Raw genomic sequence first — 15,195 nt, 5'->3', positions numbered from 1 at the left:
TTCCTGGCCAAGGGTTATATCGGCCCGAAGGCGCTGCAGGCCAACGGCGTTCGCTACCTTGTCGACCCGCGTGTCGTCGACGGCACCAGCTGGATCACCGGCGCCGACGAAGACGGCAAGCACGTGGTCGGCCTCGTTGCCGGTCGGGACTTCACCCCCGACGGAACCATCGAAGCCGCCGAGGTTCGTGACGGTGACGCCTCTCCGGATGGAGCCGGCACGCTGGTCTCGGCTCGCGGTATCGAGATCGGGCACGTCTTCCAGCTCGGCCGTAAGTACACCGACGTCTTCACCGTCGATGTCCTCGCCGAGAACGGCAAGCCCGTCCGCCCGACCATGGGTTCGTACGGCGTCGGCGTCTCGCGTCTGGTGGCCGTCATTGCCGAGCAGCACCATGACGAGAAGGGTCTGCGTTGGCCCGCTGAGGTCTCACCGGCCGACGTTTACCTCGTCATTGCGAACAAGGACGAGACGGCTCGTGAAGGCGCCGAAGGCCTCGCGGCGCAGCTCGACCGCGCGGGACTCGAAGTGATTCTCGACGACGGTAAGGCGTCGCCTGGCGTGAAGTTCAAGGACTCCGAGCTGATCGGCGTTCCGCTGATCGTTGTCGTCGGCCGTGGTTGGGCCGACGGCAAGGTCGAGATTCGCGACCGCTTCACCGGCGAGAGCCGTGAGATCGACGCCAATTCAGCGATCGAGGAGATCATCGCCGCAGTTCGCGGCTGATTCGAATAGCTGTCCGGGCCGCCGCAGTCACCTTCCGAGGTGTCTGCGGCGGCCCTTCTTTTCTGCCACAATCGTGGCTATGGAACGCGAACCGGATTGGGCAGAAGTCGACGGCTATCTCGTTTCCACGTTGGTAGGTGAAGATCCGGTTCTCGACGCGGCACTCGCCGCCAATTCCGAGGCAGGTCTCCCGCCCATCGACGTGGCGCCGAACCAGGGCAAGCTCCTCAACCTTCTGGCGCGAATGTGCTTGGCGCGCAATGTTCTCGAGATCGGAACGCTCGGCGGATACAGCACGATCTGGCTCGCTCGCGCGGTCGGTCCCTCGGGCCAGGTCATCACGCTGGAATTCGATCCCACCCATGCGGATGTCGCTCGGGCGAATATCGAGCGCGCCGAACTGGCTGACCGTGTCGACATCCGCGTCGGCGCTGCGCTCGACAGTCTCCCGTTGATCGCGAAAGAAGAGTTGGGACCTTTCGACTTGGTCTTCATCGACGCCGACAAGGAGAACAACACCGAGTACGTGCGGTGGGCGTTGGCCCTTTCGCATCCCGGAACCGTCATCATCGTGGACAACGTGGTGCGTGGGGGACATGTGTCCAACCCGGATATCGACGACGAGCGCGTCAAAGCGAGTCGAGCGGTGTTGGAGATGATCGCGGCCGAGCCGAAACTCGACGGCACCGCCATTCAAACCGTGGGTTCGAAGGGATGGGACGGGTTTGCCGTTGCAGTAGTGAACGAGTGAGCGCAGACTCGAAGCGGTGAGGATGCTGGGGGCAGCAAAGGCGGCATGGCGATGGGTGCGCAGTGCTCCCGGTACCTACGTCTGGTTGCTGGCCCTGCTGTTCACCACGCTCTTCCTTCGGCATCTGCCCGACAATGTCGAGGAGCGTTTTCTCGGCAAGCGCTCGACCAATCTGCATCACCTGGCCGAAGACCCGCTACGAGTCCTGTTCTCGAGTGCCTTCTGGCTCGAAGGTGGCGGTTGGTTGGGATACCTGGTTCTCTTCACCATCTTTCATGCAACGGCTGAGCGTTGGCTCGGGACGTGGCGGTGGTTGTGTGTTGTCGTCATCGCCCACGTCGGAGCCACGTACATCAGCGAAGGTGTTCTGTACGAAGGTATTCGGCACGGATACGTGGCGGAGTCGGCGGTCAACACTCTCGACGTGGGAGTGAGTTACGGTCTGGCCGGCATCATGGGGATTCTGGTGTACCGCATCGTCGATCCGTGGCGATACATCTATCTCGCGGGGCTGTTGCTCTTCTACGGTGTACCTCTGATTTTCGCCACCAATTTCACCGCCATCGGCCACATGTCTGCGTTGTTGCTCGGATTGGCGTGCTATCCGATCACGCGTGCTCGGTCCGGCACGTGGAATCCGATGGACCTGTGGCATTCGCGAAGAATCGCAGGTCTTCCATGAATCGCACCGCGGAAAGTTACCCGCTGGTAGTTTAGCGTCATCGACGAAAGGTAATGACGTGTCTGGCACCGATGGATTGCTCTTCAACCCCCATACTTACGACCCCGCTCAGTTCGATCCGGAGACCCGCCGTTTGCTGCGAGCCACCATCGAATGGTTCGAGAGCCGCGGCAAGAAGCAACTGCTTCAGGACGACCTCGACGCCGTGTGGGTCTCCGACTTTCTCGAATTCGTCGGCAGGGAGAAGTTGTTCGCAACGTTCCAGACTCCGGCGGCATTCGCCGACGGTGACGAGAACCGTCGTTGGGACGGTGCCCGCAACGCAGCTCTGAGCGAGATCTTCGGTTTTTACGGACTCGCTTACTGGTACGCCTGGCAGGTCACGATCCTCGGACTCGGACCGATCTGGATGAGTGACAACGACGCTGCGAAGAAGCGTGCAGCGCAGGAACTTGCCGACGGTGGTGTCATGGCGTTCGGGCTGTCCGAGCGCGACCACGGCGCCGACGTGTACTCCACCGACATGCTCCTCACTCCCACCGACGGCGACGTCGCCTTCCGTGCGAGCGGCGAGAAGTACTACATCGGAAACGGCAACGTAGCCGGAATGGTGTCTGTGTTCGGGCGTCGTACCGACGTCGAGGGCCCCGAAGGCTACGTGTTCTTCGTCGCCGACAGTGCACATCCGAACTATCAGCTCGTGGACAATGTCCTGCGCGGGCAGATGTATGTCAGCAATTTCCGCCTCGACGATTACCCGGTGCGCGAGGAAGACATTCTGCACACCGGCGTCGCCGCATTCGAGGCCGCGCTCAACACGGTCAACGTCGGAAAGTTCAACCTCTGCACCGGCTCCATCGGCATCACCGAGCATGCGTTCTTCGAGGCAATCACTCACGCGCAGAATCGAATTCTGTACGGCAATCCCGTCACGGACTTTGCCCACGTTCGCGCCGCCTTCGTCGACGCGTACTCACGTCTGATCGCGATGAAGCAGTTCAGTGCGCGGGCGGTCGACTACTTCCGCAGCGCCAGCCTCGAGGACCGTCGCTACCTGCTGTTCAATCCCATGACCAAGGCCAAGGTCACCTCCGAAGGTGAGAAGGTGGTCGGGCTGCTGCACGATGTGATCGCAGCCAAGGGATACGAGAAGTCCACGTACTTCCGCGAGGCAGCGCAGATGATCGGCACGCTGCCCAAGCTCGAGGGCACCGTCCACGTCAACGTCGGCCTGATTCTCAAGTTCTTGCCGAACTATCTGTTCAACTCGGCGCAGTTCCCGGAGATCGTCACGCGCGACGACGCCGCCGACGACGAGTTCTTCTGGAACCAGGGGCCTACCCGCGGCGCTGCGAAGATTCAGTTCCACGAGTGGAAGCCCGTCTACGAGAAGCACTCTTCGATTCCGAACGTCGCCCGTTTTTACGAGCAGGCGATCGCGCTCACCGAATTGCTCACTGCTGCAGCGCCGGACGCACAGCAGCAGAAGGATCTCGATTTCATGCTCAACGTCGGGCACCTGTTCTCTCTCGTCGTCTACGGTCATCTGATTCTCGAACAGGCCGAGATCAGCGGGCTCGACGCCGACGTTGTCGATCAGATCTTCGACTTCCAGATTCGTGACTTCTCGGGATACGCGATCGCACTGCACGGAAAGCCGTCGTCGACACCCGAGCAGCAGAAGTGGGCCCTGGCCGCGGTGCGGAAGCCTGTTGTCGACAGTGAACGCTTCGACCGGGTGTGGCAGCAGGTCAAGGCGTACGACGGTGCATACGAGATGCGCGCATGACCGCGCCGGTTACGCGCGAGCAGTTGATGGCCGTCGTGGAGGGATCCCCGAAAGCCGTCGGCGCGCATGACCGCTCGACCTGGGTGGCCCTGTTTGCCGGCGACGGACAGGTCAACGACCCTGTAGGTTCACGTCCGCACAACGGTCAGGCGGCGATCGAGAGTTTCTACGACACGTTCATCGCCCCCAATTCGATCACCTTCCATGTCGAGCGCGACATCGTGTGCGGCCGGACGGTGTGGCGCGATCTGAGCCTCGCTACCGAGATGTCGACCGGAGTCGTTCTCGACGTTCCGATGCACTTGCGCTACGACTTGGTGGGGGAGCCCGATTCCTTGCGGATCGGAACCCTCTATGCGCATTGGGAATTGGCGACGATGTTGAGCCAGCTCGCTACTGCTGGTGTGGCGGGGGTGAAGGCGGCCGCGAAGTTGACGCCGCAGTTGCTCTCGAACCAGGGGATCGGCGGGGCGCTCGGGTTCTCGCGCGGCATCTTCGGCGTCGGAGACAAAGGCAAGAAGGCAGCGTCGCGGTTCCTCGATGCGGCCGCTGTCGGCCGAACGCCGCCGGTACCCGTCGAGCTTCCCGCGGGGACGCAGGTGTCCAACGCTGATGTCAACGCTCTGCTCACCGGCGTGACGAAGAGCAAGATGCTGGTTGCCGGTCGCACCGTGACGGCGAGCGTAATCGTGTGCGGGGAACCGGCCATCGCATTGTTCGGCTTCGAGGCGAGCGGTCATCGACTCAATCGGGTGCGTTTCTTCACCGAGAGCTGACATAGAGCCCTCCACATGCAGGTCAGGCTCGGCGCGCCACTCCGGCGCGCCGAGCCTTCGCTTTTCTGAGAATTGTCAGATCGCCCCGAGATCGGCAGACAACCAGTGCTGCGGATTCATGTAGATCGCTACCTGTTCGCCCAACTGCGATCGCGCGAATTCGAGATACCCGTCGACCTTGTCCGGGGCCAGGTAACGCCGCGAGACTTCGACCAGCATCTCGTCGGTGCCCGGAACGATCTTGTCGACGGATCCGCTGACGCTGACGTAACGGATTGTCGGATCAAGCCTTTCGGCCATCAACGAGAAATGCCCGGCCGACTCGATGAGTCGTGCCTTTCGCGAATCCTTGCCCGTGAGGATCCATGGTTTGCCACCGGGTGAGTACAGGTACCAGATCGGGACGGTCAACGGACCGCGCTCGGTGCCGTCCGCCACGGACAGCGCCCCGATGTGGGGTTCGGCCAGGAACTGTTCACGCTCATTTTCGGAGAGTGCCATTCCTCGAGATTACCGCGACGTTTGACATGGCGTTGTGACTCCGTACACAATCGATGTGCTCATTATGAACAGGCGTTCGCAATGCGAACACGTTTCGATCCGAACTACTGGATCCCAACCGGTCGCGAACGCCCACAAGCAGTGAATGTCGAGGATCCGATGACCGCACCGCATACGCAGTCGAGTTCAACCACCGGTTCGCCTGGGGCGCGTGCCGCAATGTGGGTAGCACCGTTGTGTTGGATCGCTGTGCTTCTGGACGGATTCGACCTGGTCGTACTCGGCGCGGTCATTCCTTCGCTTCTCGACTACGACGCGTGGGGTTTGAGTACCGGCATGATCACGATGATCTCGACCTTCGGGCTCATCGGCATGACCATCGGCGCCCTCGTCATCGGCACTCTCACCGACGTCATCGGTCGACGCCGCGCGCTGCTGTACGCCGTTGCCGCATTCTCGATTCTGACTCTGTTGTGCGCAATTGCGCCCAATCCGTTCATCTTCGGGCTGCTGCGCTTCTTTGCCGGTGTGGGGCTGGGTGGCGCCCTACCGACGGCATTGGCTCTGGTCAACGAATTCTCGAAGAAACAAGGCGGTGGATCTGCGTCGACCATGCTGATGACCGGCTACCACGTCGGCGCCGTTGCCACCGCAGCGCTGGCGCTCGTCGTGATCGAACCTTTCGGTTGGCGAGCGATGTTCGTTGTCGGCGCACTTCCTGCCGTCGCCCTGATTCCACTCATGTTGCGGTATCTGCCGGAATCCCCGTCGTACCTTCTCGCTCACGGAAAGCGTGCCGAAGCCGAGGAAATCGCTGCCCGTTACGGAGTCGAACTCGAGATTGCGCCCACGTCCGAAGTTGAGCGCGCCGAAGCCGCCAATCCCGTTCGCGCACTGTTCTCTTCGAAGTTCCTGCGCAACAGCATCGCCATCTGGATCACCAGTTTCATGGGCTTGCTGCTCGTCTACGGATTGAACACGTGGCTTCCGACGATCATGCGTGAGGCCGGTTACAACCTCGGGGCGTCGTTGACGTTCCTTCTGATCCTCAATGCCGGCGCCGTCGTCGGGCTGTTGATCGCCGGGGGCGTCGCGAACAAGATCGGCCCGCGGACTGCAGCCATCGTGTGGTTCGCCGGAGCTGCACTGTTCCTGGCGCTTCTGAGTGTGAAGGTGTCGTTTGGAATCTACGTGATGGTCTTCCTCGCCGGATGCTTCGTGTTCAGTGCGCAGGTACTGGTCTACGCCTTCACGAGCGCCAATCACCCACCTCAGATTCGCGCGACCGCGCTCGGATGGTCGGCAGGTGTCGGCCGGGTCGGTGCGATCTGTGGCCCGATCCTGGGCGGAGTCCTCCTGGGTGCGGGTTACGCCGTGCCGTGGGGCTTCTACGCTTTCGCGCTCGTCGGACTGCTCGGAGCAATTTCGATCTCCTGCACACGGGTGCGCACCTGAAATACCAGTTTCGCTGGTTGGCGTGCTGCTGCTATCGTAAAACATGAGTATGAAGAGTAGCGCTATCGTCGCGCGGCAGGCACCGCTACCGATGCCATCGTCTCGATCCGGTTTGTGGTGGGGCTTGCTCGGTGTGCTGGCGTTCTCGTTCACCGTTCCGCTCACGCGGGTCGCCGTCGCGGATCTCGACCCCCTGTTCGTCGGCGCGGGCCGCGCCGTCGTTGCCGGGGCCCTTGCGATTGTGATGCTGTCGGTTACTCGCGCGACGCTTCCGACGCTTCGGCAGTGGTTGCGCATCGCACTCGTGACTGTTGGTGCGGTACTGGGGTTTTCACTGTTCACCACGTTTGCGTTGCAGACATCGCCGGCGAGTCACGCGGCAGTCGTGATCGGGCTACTTCCCGCTGCGACCGCGGTATTTGCGGTCGTCCGAGGAAAAGAGCGTCCCAGTAAGGGATTCTGGTGGGCAAGCGCCGCCGGCGCGGTATCGGTCGTAGGGTTCGTGGCGATTGCAAACGGCGGACTCGGCTCGTTTCATCTCGCTGATCTTCTTCTGTTCGCCGCGGTTGTGTGTGCAGCGCTGGCATATTCGGAAGGTGCGTTGCTGGCCCGCGAGATCGGGTCGTGGCAGACGATTGCCTGGGCATTGATTCTCGGACTGCCGGTCACGATTGCGTTGACGGTGGCGTCCATGGCCCAGGCTCCGGTCTCTGCCGATGTGAATTCGTGGCTTTCGTTTGCCTACCTGGGATGCGTGAGTATGTTTCTCGGGTTCTTTCCTTGGTACCGGGGTCTGGCGATCGGTCCCATTTCCACTGTGAGCCAAACACAGTTGGTTCAACCGGTGCTCAGCATTGCCTGGTCGGCGCTGATACTCGGTGAGACGTTGTCACCCTCGATCGTGGCCGGCGGTGTCGTCGTCATCGGGTGTGCCTGGCTTGCCCTGAAGGCTCGAGTGGCAGCGCCGCGTGCTGTGCCGGCACGCGACGCGACCACTGCTACTGATGAATCAGAAAAGCGGGCCGCCACCGAAGGCACTGCGGTGTGACGCCGGTTGTTTCCCGTTGGCGTCGGTGATTCCGTACTCGACGGCCGTCTCGGCGGTGATCAGTGTGTGACCGCTGCGCGCGTTCACTTCTGGATCGTTGGCCAATGCAGTGATGACTTGGCCGACGAATTCCGGGGTTTCGGCCTCGGCCAGTGAGAAGCCTTCGAAGCTCTCGATCCCACTCGCCTCCATGCGTTCGTTGCGGATCAACCCGAGCCAGAAGGAAAGTGCGGTGACGCCGGTCCCCTTCAATTCGACAGCCATGTCCGCGGCCATCTTGTCCAAACCTGCCTTCGACATCCCGTACAGCACAGAGTGCAGGTACCCGCGGGTGCCGAACGACGAGATGTTGCCGATCACTCCACTGCCCCGGGGAACCATCAACTTCGCCGCTTCCACTGAAGCAACGTAGTGGGCGCGCAGTCCGATTCCGATCAGCGAATCCCAATCGTCGATCGGCCTCTTCCAGAACGGATCGGCGAAGCCGGCATAGCCCGCCGGGTTGGCCCAGACGTTGTTGACCAGAAGATCGAGGCGGCCTGACTGTTCCTCGGCGATGCGTGCAAACAGGTCGACGATCTGTTGATCGTCGGCGTGATCGCACTGCACGGCAATGCCGTGACCACCGCGCTCGGTGATCTCGGCTGCGGTGCGATCGAGTGGGCCGTCGTCGCCGACGGTTCCTCGGGCCGTCACGTACACCGTCCACCCGTCGCTTCCCAGAGCGAGGGCAATGCCCTTGCCGACGCTCCGGCTGGCACCGGTTACGAGCGCAACTTTTCCGTTCGTCGTCATCGCGGCCCACCCAACGAACCCTCGGCGATGTCAGCGTCCGGGGACAGGGGAGTGGTGATCGACCACGTCTCCGTGAAATGGCATTGACTCATTTTCCACACACCGTCCTCGATTACGTACTTGTCGTCGTATTCCCCGGTCATCAACTTCTCGGTGCGTCCGACGGTGTCGACCTGGCGGAACTGCAGGGTCCATCGACCTACCGCGGAAGTCTCCGAGGTCAGTGCAATATCGGGATGCAATCCGTGATGCATGTCGAGGACCGCGTACCGGCCGTCGACCTTGCGAAGAGCGATCTTCTCGAAGATGTCCGCCATAGGCCCCGCGTCGTCGAAGGCGCCGAGGCGGCCGTAGTCGATCGACGCTCCGGAACGGATGAAGCTGTTGCGGAACCCAACTGGATCCTTGGCATCACATGCTCGCCAGTAGCCGTGCTTGAGCTTCTTGATTTCCTCGATCTGTTCGAGCGCGTCGAGGCGTTGTGCGAGATCCAACGTCGGTCCTTTTCGTCTGGGTTTCCCGGAGACATGTCGGATCGACTGTAGGGTGTCCTCAGTCACATGTGTGTAGTTTTTCCCAGTGACCGGTCAGGAATCGGTGTCGGTTTCGCTCGAGGATTCGTCGCCGGTGAGCGTGATCGCAGTCGAGTCGCTGAAGACGCTGCCCCAGAGCTCGCCGAGGGCTGGATCTTCTTCGGCGTGTTCGGGCGCCATCATTGCGAGCAGATTGTTGATCAGCATCCCGTTCGCGATGAACAAACGCGCTTGCTCGGGTGTGCAACCGGTGCGCTCGCGCAGCAAGGTGTAGATGCCGGACATGGCGTTCCGGGAGACGGCGGCGACATCATCGGTGCTGGTGGCGAAGCCGTGCAACATGACAAGCAGTAGATCTCGGTCGAGAACCAGCTCGCCGTAGGCGGATCCGAGTTCGGCCCAGAACTGCGGATTGCTCGGATCGATCGTGACCGTATCCAATTTGTCGTTGAAGGTGCGGACGATTTCGTCGAGCGCGCGCGTGAACACTGCGTGGAACAAATCTGCCTTGGTTCCGAACATGCGCACGACGTAGGGCTGCGAGACACCGGCTTCCTTGGCGACGGCGTCCGTACTGGTCCCCGAGTATCCACCCTTTGCGAATGCTCGCGTTGCCGCGGCAAGGACCAACGCGCGACGTTCCGGTGCGCTCATCCTGCGGGTACGTGGTTCAGCTGCACCGATCGACATGTTGACACGTTATCACCGGATAGCTTAGTTTCGACTTAAGTAATCATTCGATGCCTTAAGGCACCTTCACTCGAGGAATCACGATGACCGTTTTGACGAAGTCCGGATCGGACGCCGCATCCGGGTCGGAAAGCAGTGGAGGACGTAAGGTTCCGATCGCGATAGCGATGGTTGCTGCCTCTCTGCCCATGTTCATGGCCACCCTCGACAACCTCGTGATGACGAGCGCGCTGCCGGTGATCGAGAAGGAGCTGAATGCGTCCGTCGGGCAACTTCAGTGGTTCATGAATGCGTACACGCTCTGCTTTGCGACGCTGATGCTTTCGGCGACGACGCTCGGCGATCGGTGGGGGCGCCGCAAGATGTTCGTGTTCGGGATCGGGCTGTTCACGGCGGCGTCGATTGCTTCGGCGTTGTCGACGACACCAAGCCTGCTCATCGCGGCCCGAGCCTTTCAGGGCGCCGGCGCTGCCGCGATCATGCCGCTCTCACTCACTCTCCTCGTGGCAGCGGTACCGGAAGCCAAGCGTGCCATGGCAATCGGCGTGTGGGGTGGAGTCTCCGGACTGGGAATCGCGATGGGTCCGGTTGTCGGTGGAGCAGTAGTCGACGGGTTCTCATGGCAGGGCATCTTCTGGATAAACGTGCCGGTTGCGATCGTCGCTGTTCCTCTCGCGTTGTACGCGCTGCGCGAATCGACCGGTCGCACACAGCCTCTCGATCTTCCCGGTGTCGCGCTCGCCGGGCTCGGCGTGTTTCTGGCGGTATGGGGAATCGTTCACGGCAACGACGAGGGCTGGGGATCCTTCGGAGTGGTGGCGTCGCTGGTGGGTTCCGCAGTTGCCCTGGCGCTGTTCGTTCTTCGCGAGATGAAGACGTCGCATCCGGTGATGCCCCTACGTCTGTTCCGCTCACGCAGCTTCTCGATGGCGAACGTCATCGGCTTGACCTTCTCGATCGGAATCTTCGGGGCGGTGTTCCTGCTGTCGCAGTACCTCCAGATCGTGATGGGCTACAGCCCGTTCCAAGCAGGCCTGCGGACGCTTCCGTGGACGGCAGCGCCGATGATCTTCGCGCCTCTCGCCGGTTTTCTGGCGCCGAAGGTCGGGCTCCGTTCGCTTCTGCTGACCGGTCTGTTGCTCCAGGCCGGAGCATTGTTCTGGTTGGCAGCGTTGATCGGTCCCGACGTGACGTACGGGTCGCTGGTTCCGGCTCTACTGATGGCGGGAATCGGCATGGGCTTGACCTTCGCGCCGAGCTCGACGGCGGTACTCGTCGACATGGACGAACCTGATCACGGAACGGCCAGTTCGACCAACTCGACGCTTCGTGAGATCGGTGTTGCATTGGGAATCGCGGTTCTCACTGCGGTCTTCCTTGCCGCCGGCGGTGCCCTCACGCCACTCGGGTACGGAGATGCGCTGACACCTGCACTGCGCGTCGGCGGTTGCTTCGTGTTGGTGGCCGTGGTCGCGGCGTGGTTCGTGCCCTCGCATCGCAAGGCCTGAGCCGCTGTGCGCCGTTTTTTAACCCGGGTCCCCTGGGAACGCTGAGGTGGCCGGAGCGGTTCCCAGCGCGGACCGCCATCCGGCGCCGCGGATTGCCGCATCGGTCAGGCCGTCGATTCCGAACGTGCGGAGTTGGTCGGTATCGACCTGTTCGACGAATGCCCGGTAGGTCACGGCGGTGTCGGATTCGATCTGTGCTGCCAGCTGTGCCGCGGAAACTGCGTCCGTCACCGGAAACGGGATCTCGTAGGCTGCCGCGGCTGTCGGCGGGGTCACGCCCGCGTCGGTCGACAGGGCAACCAGCGCATCACGTCGTGCGCGGTGCGCTGCTGTGTGCGTGGCAACCTCGTTGACACGGGCAGGATTCGAAAACGCGGCAACCACTCCGTAAGCGAAGATCGCGGCATTCTCTGATTCGATTGCGGTCAGCAAGGCAGAACTCTCGGATCGACGGGTGTGCGAAGTGATCACGGAAGCAACACCGCAACCTGAGTCGAGCACGACGCGCTGATCGAACCGAGCAGGCCCGCGCGATAGCCGGACATCGTCCGAGCGAGATCCGCGGCACTGCGCGCCGAATCGGCCAGCGAGGTACTCAAGGTTTCGACGCCCGTAGGAGCGTTTGCGACCGAGGTCGACGGGGGCGCTGTGGTCGTAGCGGCGCCGCTGCCCGCTGCTCGCGCAATCTCGGCGTCGAGTTCGAGTGCATGCGCTGTGCGTTCGGCGCTGATCGTGGTCAGTGATGCCGACTTGTCCGGCGCAAGAGCGATGGCGGCGGTTGCGGCTGCCGCGTCGGAGCGGGCTCGATCGGCCTGGGCCGTCAGCTGGTCGACTTCTGCAGCCGCCTCCGCTGTGCCGTTGTCGGTGCAGGCGGACAACGAGAAGGCTGCAGCGCCCAACGCTGCTGCAGTTCCCGTCATCTTGAGCGCACTCCGCCGGGAGAGTGGGGTAGTAGTCATGGGCGTCAGCACAAGTCCATCGTGCCAGGTGGTCGGCCGATCGTTCGAATCCGCGGCACGTGTTCAAGTGTGACGTGCGTCGGGCACTCTGGTCACGGAGACGCGCAATGAGCGGTACTCTTGGATGCTTGCAGCATGTGGCACCTGGTGTCTTTTCATGCTCGCAGCCGCCCACGTCGACAGTCGACACAAGTCGGACAATCGACGACAACTGAAATGAGGAGTTCGCGAGATGCCGGTGCCATCCAGGGAGAGGGTGATCGAGCTGATCTCCGAACTCGTGCACGCCCAGGGTTACGACGTCGAAGACGTTGTCGTGACCAGTGCGGGCAAGCACAGCGCGGTGCGCATCATGGTCGACAGCGATGCCGGGATCGAGCTCGATGCCGCCGCGGAGATCAGCAGACTCGTTTCGGAACTTTTCGACACCCTCGAGGAAATCGGTGAAACGCCGTACACCCTCGAGGTGACCTCTCCGGGAATCGATCGCCCACTGACGCTCGATCGTCACTGGCGTCGGGCTCGCGGACGTAAAGCGCGAATCGATCTGGCCGGCGAGACCGTGGTGGGCCGTATCGGAACGTTGAACGACGATTCCGTGGCGGTTGTCATCGGTGGCCGTGGCGGACTGACCGTGCGCGAGATTGCACTGGGCGACGTTCAGAAGGCTGTAGTTCAGGTGGAGTTCTCGAAGCCCAGTGAGGCGGAGTTGGAACTCGCGGGCGGCATCCCGGAGGGGCGCGCAGTTCCCTCGGATGCGGTTGACCTCGCCGAGGACTCGGGCGTGGACAGCGTCGAAGACGACGAAGCAGAATTAGAAGACGTAGAAAACGAAGAAGGGTTCGACAAGTGAATATCGACATTGCAGCGTTGCGAGCGATCGAAGCCGAAAAAGGTGTCTCGATCGAAACTGTGATCGCCACGATCCAGACCGCGCTGCTGACGGCGTACCGCCACACCGAGGGGCACAAGCAGAACGCTCGGATCGATGTCAACATCAAGACCGGTTCGGTGCGAGTGATGGCGCACGACACCGATGCCGACGGCAACATGATCGGTGAGGAGTGGGACGACACTCCCGAGGGATTCGGACGCATCGCGGCGACCACCGCACGCCAGGTCATCCTGCAGCGTCTGCGCGACGCCGAGCACGAGCGCAGTTTCGGTGAGTTCTCCACCCATGAGGGTGAAATCGTCGGCGGTGTCATTCAGCGTGACACGCGTGCGAATTCCCGCGGAATGGTCGTCGTCCGAATTGGCAGCGAATCCAATGGCGCCGAAGGATTGTTGCCGCCTGCAGAACAGGTTCCCGGCGAGAACTACGAGCACGGTGAGCGCATCAAGTGCTACGTCGTCGGAGTTGCTCGCGGAGCCCGCGGCCCACAGATCACCCTCTCGCGGACCCACCCGAACCTGGTTCGCAAGTTGTTCGCACTCGAGGTTCCAGAGATCGCGGACGGCAGCGTCGAGATCATCAACGTCGCGCGCGAAGCGGGACATCGTTCCAAGATCGCCGTTGCCTCACGTGTGCAGGGGCTCAACGCAAAGGGTGCATGCATCGGCCCGATGGGACAGCGCGTCCGCAACGTCATGAGCGAACTCGCGGGGGAGAAGATCGACATCATCGACTTCGACGAAGATCCCGCGACGTTTGTGGGCAACGCACTTTCCCCGTCGAAAGTGGTCTCCGTCACTGTCGTCGATCCCGAGGCTCGTGCGGCCCGTGTCATCGTGCCCGATTTCCAGCTTTCGTTGGCCATCGGAAAAGAGGGTCAAAATGCCCGTCTGGCTGCGCGGTTGACGGGTTGGCGTATCGACATTCGCAGCGATGCGGCACCCGTTGGCGACGCGTCCGACCGGCCCGCCACGTCCAACGGATAACGGTGGAATGCAGTGATCGAGACGGTTCGGCGGTAGAGTGGACAATGGTTCGACGTGAGTCCTCGGATCCTGCGCGCGTGAAACCCGGTTCGCCGGTCAGAACGTGTGTGGGATGCAGGGAACAAGGGTCGGCTGTCGATCTGTTGAGGGTCGTGGTTGGTGAGCAGGGGCCGGAGGGTTCCCCGCTCGTCCCCGACGTATCGCGAAGACTCCCCGGTCGAGGTGCATGGCTGCACCTGGATCCGAGTTGTCTGAGCCTGGCAGAGCGGCGCCGAGCATTCAGCAGAGCACTGCGAGTGTCCGGAAATCTGGACACGTCCGCTGTCGACCAGCTGGTCGACGCAGTTCACACAAAAGCAGTACCTCTCGAGAAGAACAGGCACAAGCACTCATGAGCACACCGTGAAGCACCAACGATGAACGTCCATCGGCGATAACCCGAGGTCGTGCGGGACCCACATCTGTGGGATGCCTCCTGCTCGACCTCATCAGTGAGGAGAGCAGTGGCAGGCAAGGCCCGCGTGCACGAGTTGGCTAAAGAACTCGGTGTCACCAGCAAGGAACTACTCGCAACGCTCAAGGAGCAAGGCGAGTTCGTGAAGTCTGCGTCATCCACAGTGGAGGCGCCCGTCGCCCGTCGTCTGCGGGAGTCATTCCCGTCGGCAGGCGGAGCAGAAACCAAGTCCGAGACCGGCGCAGCCGCTCCGGCGGCTCGCCCCGCGGCAAAGCCCGGCGCACCGTCGCCGTCGGCTGCAAAGCCTGGCGCACCGCGTCCCGGCCCCAAGCCGGCCGCACCCGCACCGGCTGCTCCCGCAGCTCCGGCCCCGGCAGCCCCCGCGGCTCCCGCAGCCGCTGCTCCGGCAGCACCGTCAGCGCCGGTCCCCACACCGACGTTCAACGCTCCGAAACCAGCACAGCCGGCACGTCCGGCTCCGGCTGCTCCCGCAGCGTCGGCACCGGCAGCCCCCGCGGCTCCGGCCGCACCGTCCACCGGCGCAAAGCCCGGCGGACCGCGTCCGGGACCGAAGGCACCTCGCGTCGGTAACAACCCGTACTCCTCGGCACCCGCCGCGCGTCCGGCACCTCGTCCGGCTCCCGGCG

At 62.5% G+C, this 15,195-nt stretch carries 18 protein-coding genes; 12 read left to right on the top strand and 6 right to left on the bottom strand.

Annotated features, from left to right (window positions below; translation table 11 throughout):
• The 5 genes from RWT78_RS21510 to RWT78_RS21490 all read left to right on the top strand — a co-directional run.
• On the top strand, positions 1 to 726 hold a 726-nt coding region (locus tag RWT78_RS21510; protein ID WP_314678073.1), incomplete at its 5' end, for a His/Gly/Thr/Pro-type tRNA ligase C-terminal domain-containing protein.
• A 79-nt stretch (positions 727 to 805) separates the two neighbouring features.
• A complete protein-coding gene (locus RWT78_RS21505; protein WP_042450748.1) occupies positions 806 to 1,477 on the top strand; it encodes an O-methyltransferase in 672 nt (223 codons plus the stop codon).
• A 22-nt stretch (positions 1,478 to 1,499) separates the two neighbouring features.
• Entirely contained in the window at positions 1,500 to 2,159 is a 660-nt protein-coding gene (locus RWT78_RS21500) for a rhomboid-like protein (RefSeq protein ID WP_208690654.1), read from the top strand.
• A gap of 58 nt (positions 2,160 to 2,217) precedes the next feature.
• On the top strand, positions 2,218 to 3,948 hold the full coding sequence (locus RWT78_RS21495; RefSeq protein WP_063316560.1) for an acyl-CoA dehydrogenase family protein: 1,731 nt from the start codon (positions 2,218 to 2,220) through the stop codon (positions 3,946 to 3,948).
• Positions 3,945 to 4,724, top strand: a complete 780-nt coding sequence (locus tag RWT78_RS21490; RefSeq protein WP_314678067.1) for a nuclear transport factor 2 family protein — start codon at positions 3,945 to 3,947, stop codon at positions 4,722 to 4,724. Before RWT78_RS21495 ends, RWT78_RS21490 begins: the two co-directional genes overlap by 4 nt.
• 75 nt (positions 4,725 to 4,799) lie before the next feature.
• Here the strand turns inward: RWT78_RS21490 and RWT78_RS21485 are convergent, their stop codons facing one another.
• Complete coding sequence (locus RWT78_RS21485; protein WP_003942732.1) at positions 4,800 to 5,225, bottom strand: pyridoxamine 5'-phosphate oxidase family protein; 426 nt, start codon at positions 5,223 to 5,225, stop codon at positions 4,800 to 4,802.
• 159 nt (positions 5,226 to 5,384) lie between these two features.
• Here RWT78_RS21485 and RWT78_RS21480 point away from each other — a divergent pair, with 159 nt between their 5' ends.
• Together RWT78_RS21480 and RWT78_RS21475 are read left to right on the top strand one after the other, a co-directional pair.
• The gene (locus RWT78_RS21480) at positions 5,385 to 6,680 is read left to right on the top strand and encodes an aromatic acid/H+ symport family MFS transporter (RefSeq protein ID WP_314678062.1); all 1,296 of its coding nucleotides are present in this window, start codon (positions 5,385 to 5,387) and stop codon (positions 6,678 to 6,680) included.
• 91 nt (positions 6,681 to 6,771) lie between these two features.
• On the top strand, positions 6,772 to 7,728 hold the full coding sequence (locus tag RWT78_RS21475) for a DMT family transporter (protein WP_007735024.1): 957 nt from the start codon (positions 6,772 to 6,774) through the stop codon (positions 7,726 to 7,728).
• On the opposite strand, the gene RWT78_RS21470 is transcribed toward RWT78_RS21475, so the two are convergent.
• From RWT78_RS21470 to RWT78_RS21460, 3 genes are all read right to left on the bottom strand, one after another.
• Positions 7,690 to 8,523 carry an SDR family NAD(P)-dependent oxidoreductase gene (locus RWT78_RS21470; protein ID WP_003942723.1) on the bottom strand — a complete coding sequence of 278 codons (834 nt, stop codon included), beginning with the start codon at positions 8,521 to 8,523 and terminating at the stop codon, positions 7,690 to 7,692. The two genes, RWT78_RS21475 and RWT78_RS21470, sit on opposite strands and share 39 nt — an antisense overlap.
• Positions 8,520 to 9,017, bottom strand: a complete 498-nt coding sequence (locus RWT78_RS21465) for a nuclear transport factor 2 family protein (protein WP_314678058.1) — start codon at positions 9,015 to 9,017, stop codon at positions 8,520 to 8,522. Before RWT78_RS21465 ends, RWT78_RS21470 begins: the two co-directional genes overlap by 4 nt.
• A gap of 93 nt (positions 9,018 to 9,110) precedes the next feature.
• The gene (locus RWT78_RS21460) at positions 9,111 to 9,746 is read right to left on the bottom strand and encodes a TetR/AcrR family transcriptional regulator (RefSeq protein WP_003942694.1); all 636 of its coding nucleotides are present in this window, start codon (positions 9,744 to 9,746) and stop codon (positions 9,111 to 9,113) included.
• Between the two features lie 83 nt (positions 9,747 to 9,829).
• On the opposite strand from RWT78_RS21460, the gene RWT78_RS21455 reads away from it, so the two are divergent.
• The gene (locus RWT78_RS21455) at positions 9,830 to 11,254 is read left to right on the top strand and encodes an MFS transporter (RefSeq protein WP_314678054.1); all 1,425 of its coding nucleotides are present in this window, start codon (positions 9,830 to 9,832) and stop codon (positions 11,252 to 11,254) included.
• 18 nt (positions 11,255 to 11,272) lie between these two features.
• On the opposite strand, the gene RWT78_RS21450 is transcribed toward RWT78_RS21455, so the two are convergent.
• Positions 11,273 to 11,725: a ferritin-like domain-containing protein gene (locus RWT78_RS21450; RefSeq protein WP_314678052.1), complete on the bottom strand. Its 453-nt coding sequence runs from the start codon at positions 11,723 to 11,725 to the stop codon at positions 11,273 to 11,275.
• Complete coding sequence (locus tag RWT78_RS21445; RefSeq protein WP_003942726.1) at positions 11,722 to 12,174, bottom strand: hypothetical protein; 453 nt, start codon at positions 12,172 to 12,174, stop codon at positions 11,722 to 11,724. The genes RWT78_RS21450 and RWT78_RS21445 overlap by 4 nt, the downstream gene beginning before the upstream one ends.
• A 271-nt stretch (positions 12,175 to 12,445) precedes the next feature.
• On the opposite strand from RWT78_RS21445, the gene rimP reads away from it, so the two are divergent.
• The 4 genes from rimP to RWT78_RS21425 all read left to right on the top strand — a co-directional run.
• A complete protein-coding gene (gene rimP / locus RWT78_RS21440) occupies positions 12,446 to 13,066 on the top strand; it encodes a ribosome maturation factor RimP (protein WP_314678049.1) in 621 nt (206 codons plus the stop codon).
• On the top strand, positions 13,063 to 14,094 hold the full coding sequence (gene nusA, locus RWT78_RS21435; protein WP_003942738.1) for a transcription termination factor NusA: 1,032 nt from the start codon (positions 13,063 to 13,065) through the stop codon (positions 14,092 to 14,094). The genes rimP and nusA overlap by 4 nt, the downstream gene beginning before the upstream one ends.
• Before the next feature lie 44 nt (positions 14,095 to 14,138).
• A complete protein-coding gene (locus RWT78_RS21430) occupies positions 14,139 to 14,489 on the top strand; it encodes a YlxR family protein (protein WP_054826335.1) in 351 nt (116 codons plus the stop codon).
• A 108-nt stretch (positions 14,490 to 14,597) separates the two neighbouring features.
• A partial coding sequence (locus RWT78_RS21425; RefSeq protein WP_314678042.1) for a translation initiation factor IF-2 N-terminal domain-containing protein occupies positions 14,598 to 15,195 on the top strand: 598 nt, incomplete at its 3' end.

The sequence above is a fragment of the uncultured Rhodococcus sp. genome (assembly GCF_963525155.1).
GTDB lineage: Bacteria > Actinomycetota > Actinomycetes > Mycobacteriales > Mycobacteriaceae > Rhodococcus_F > Rhodococcus_F qingshengii.
The sequence above is the reverse complement of the archived record's forward strand: the minus strand, read 5'-3'. Positions and strand labels throughout refer to the sequence as shown.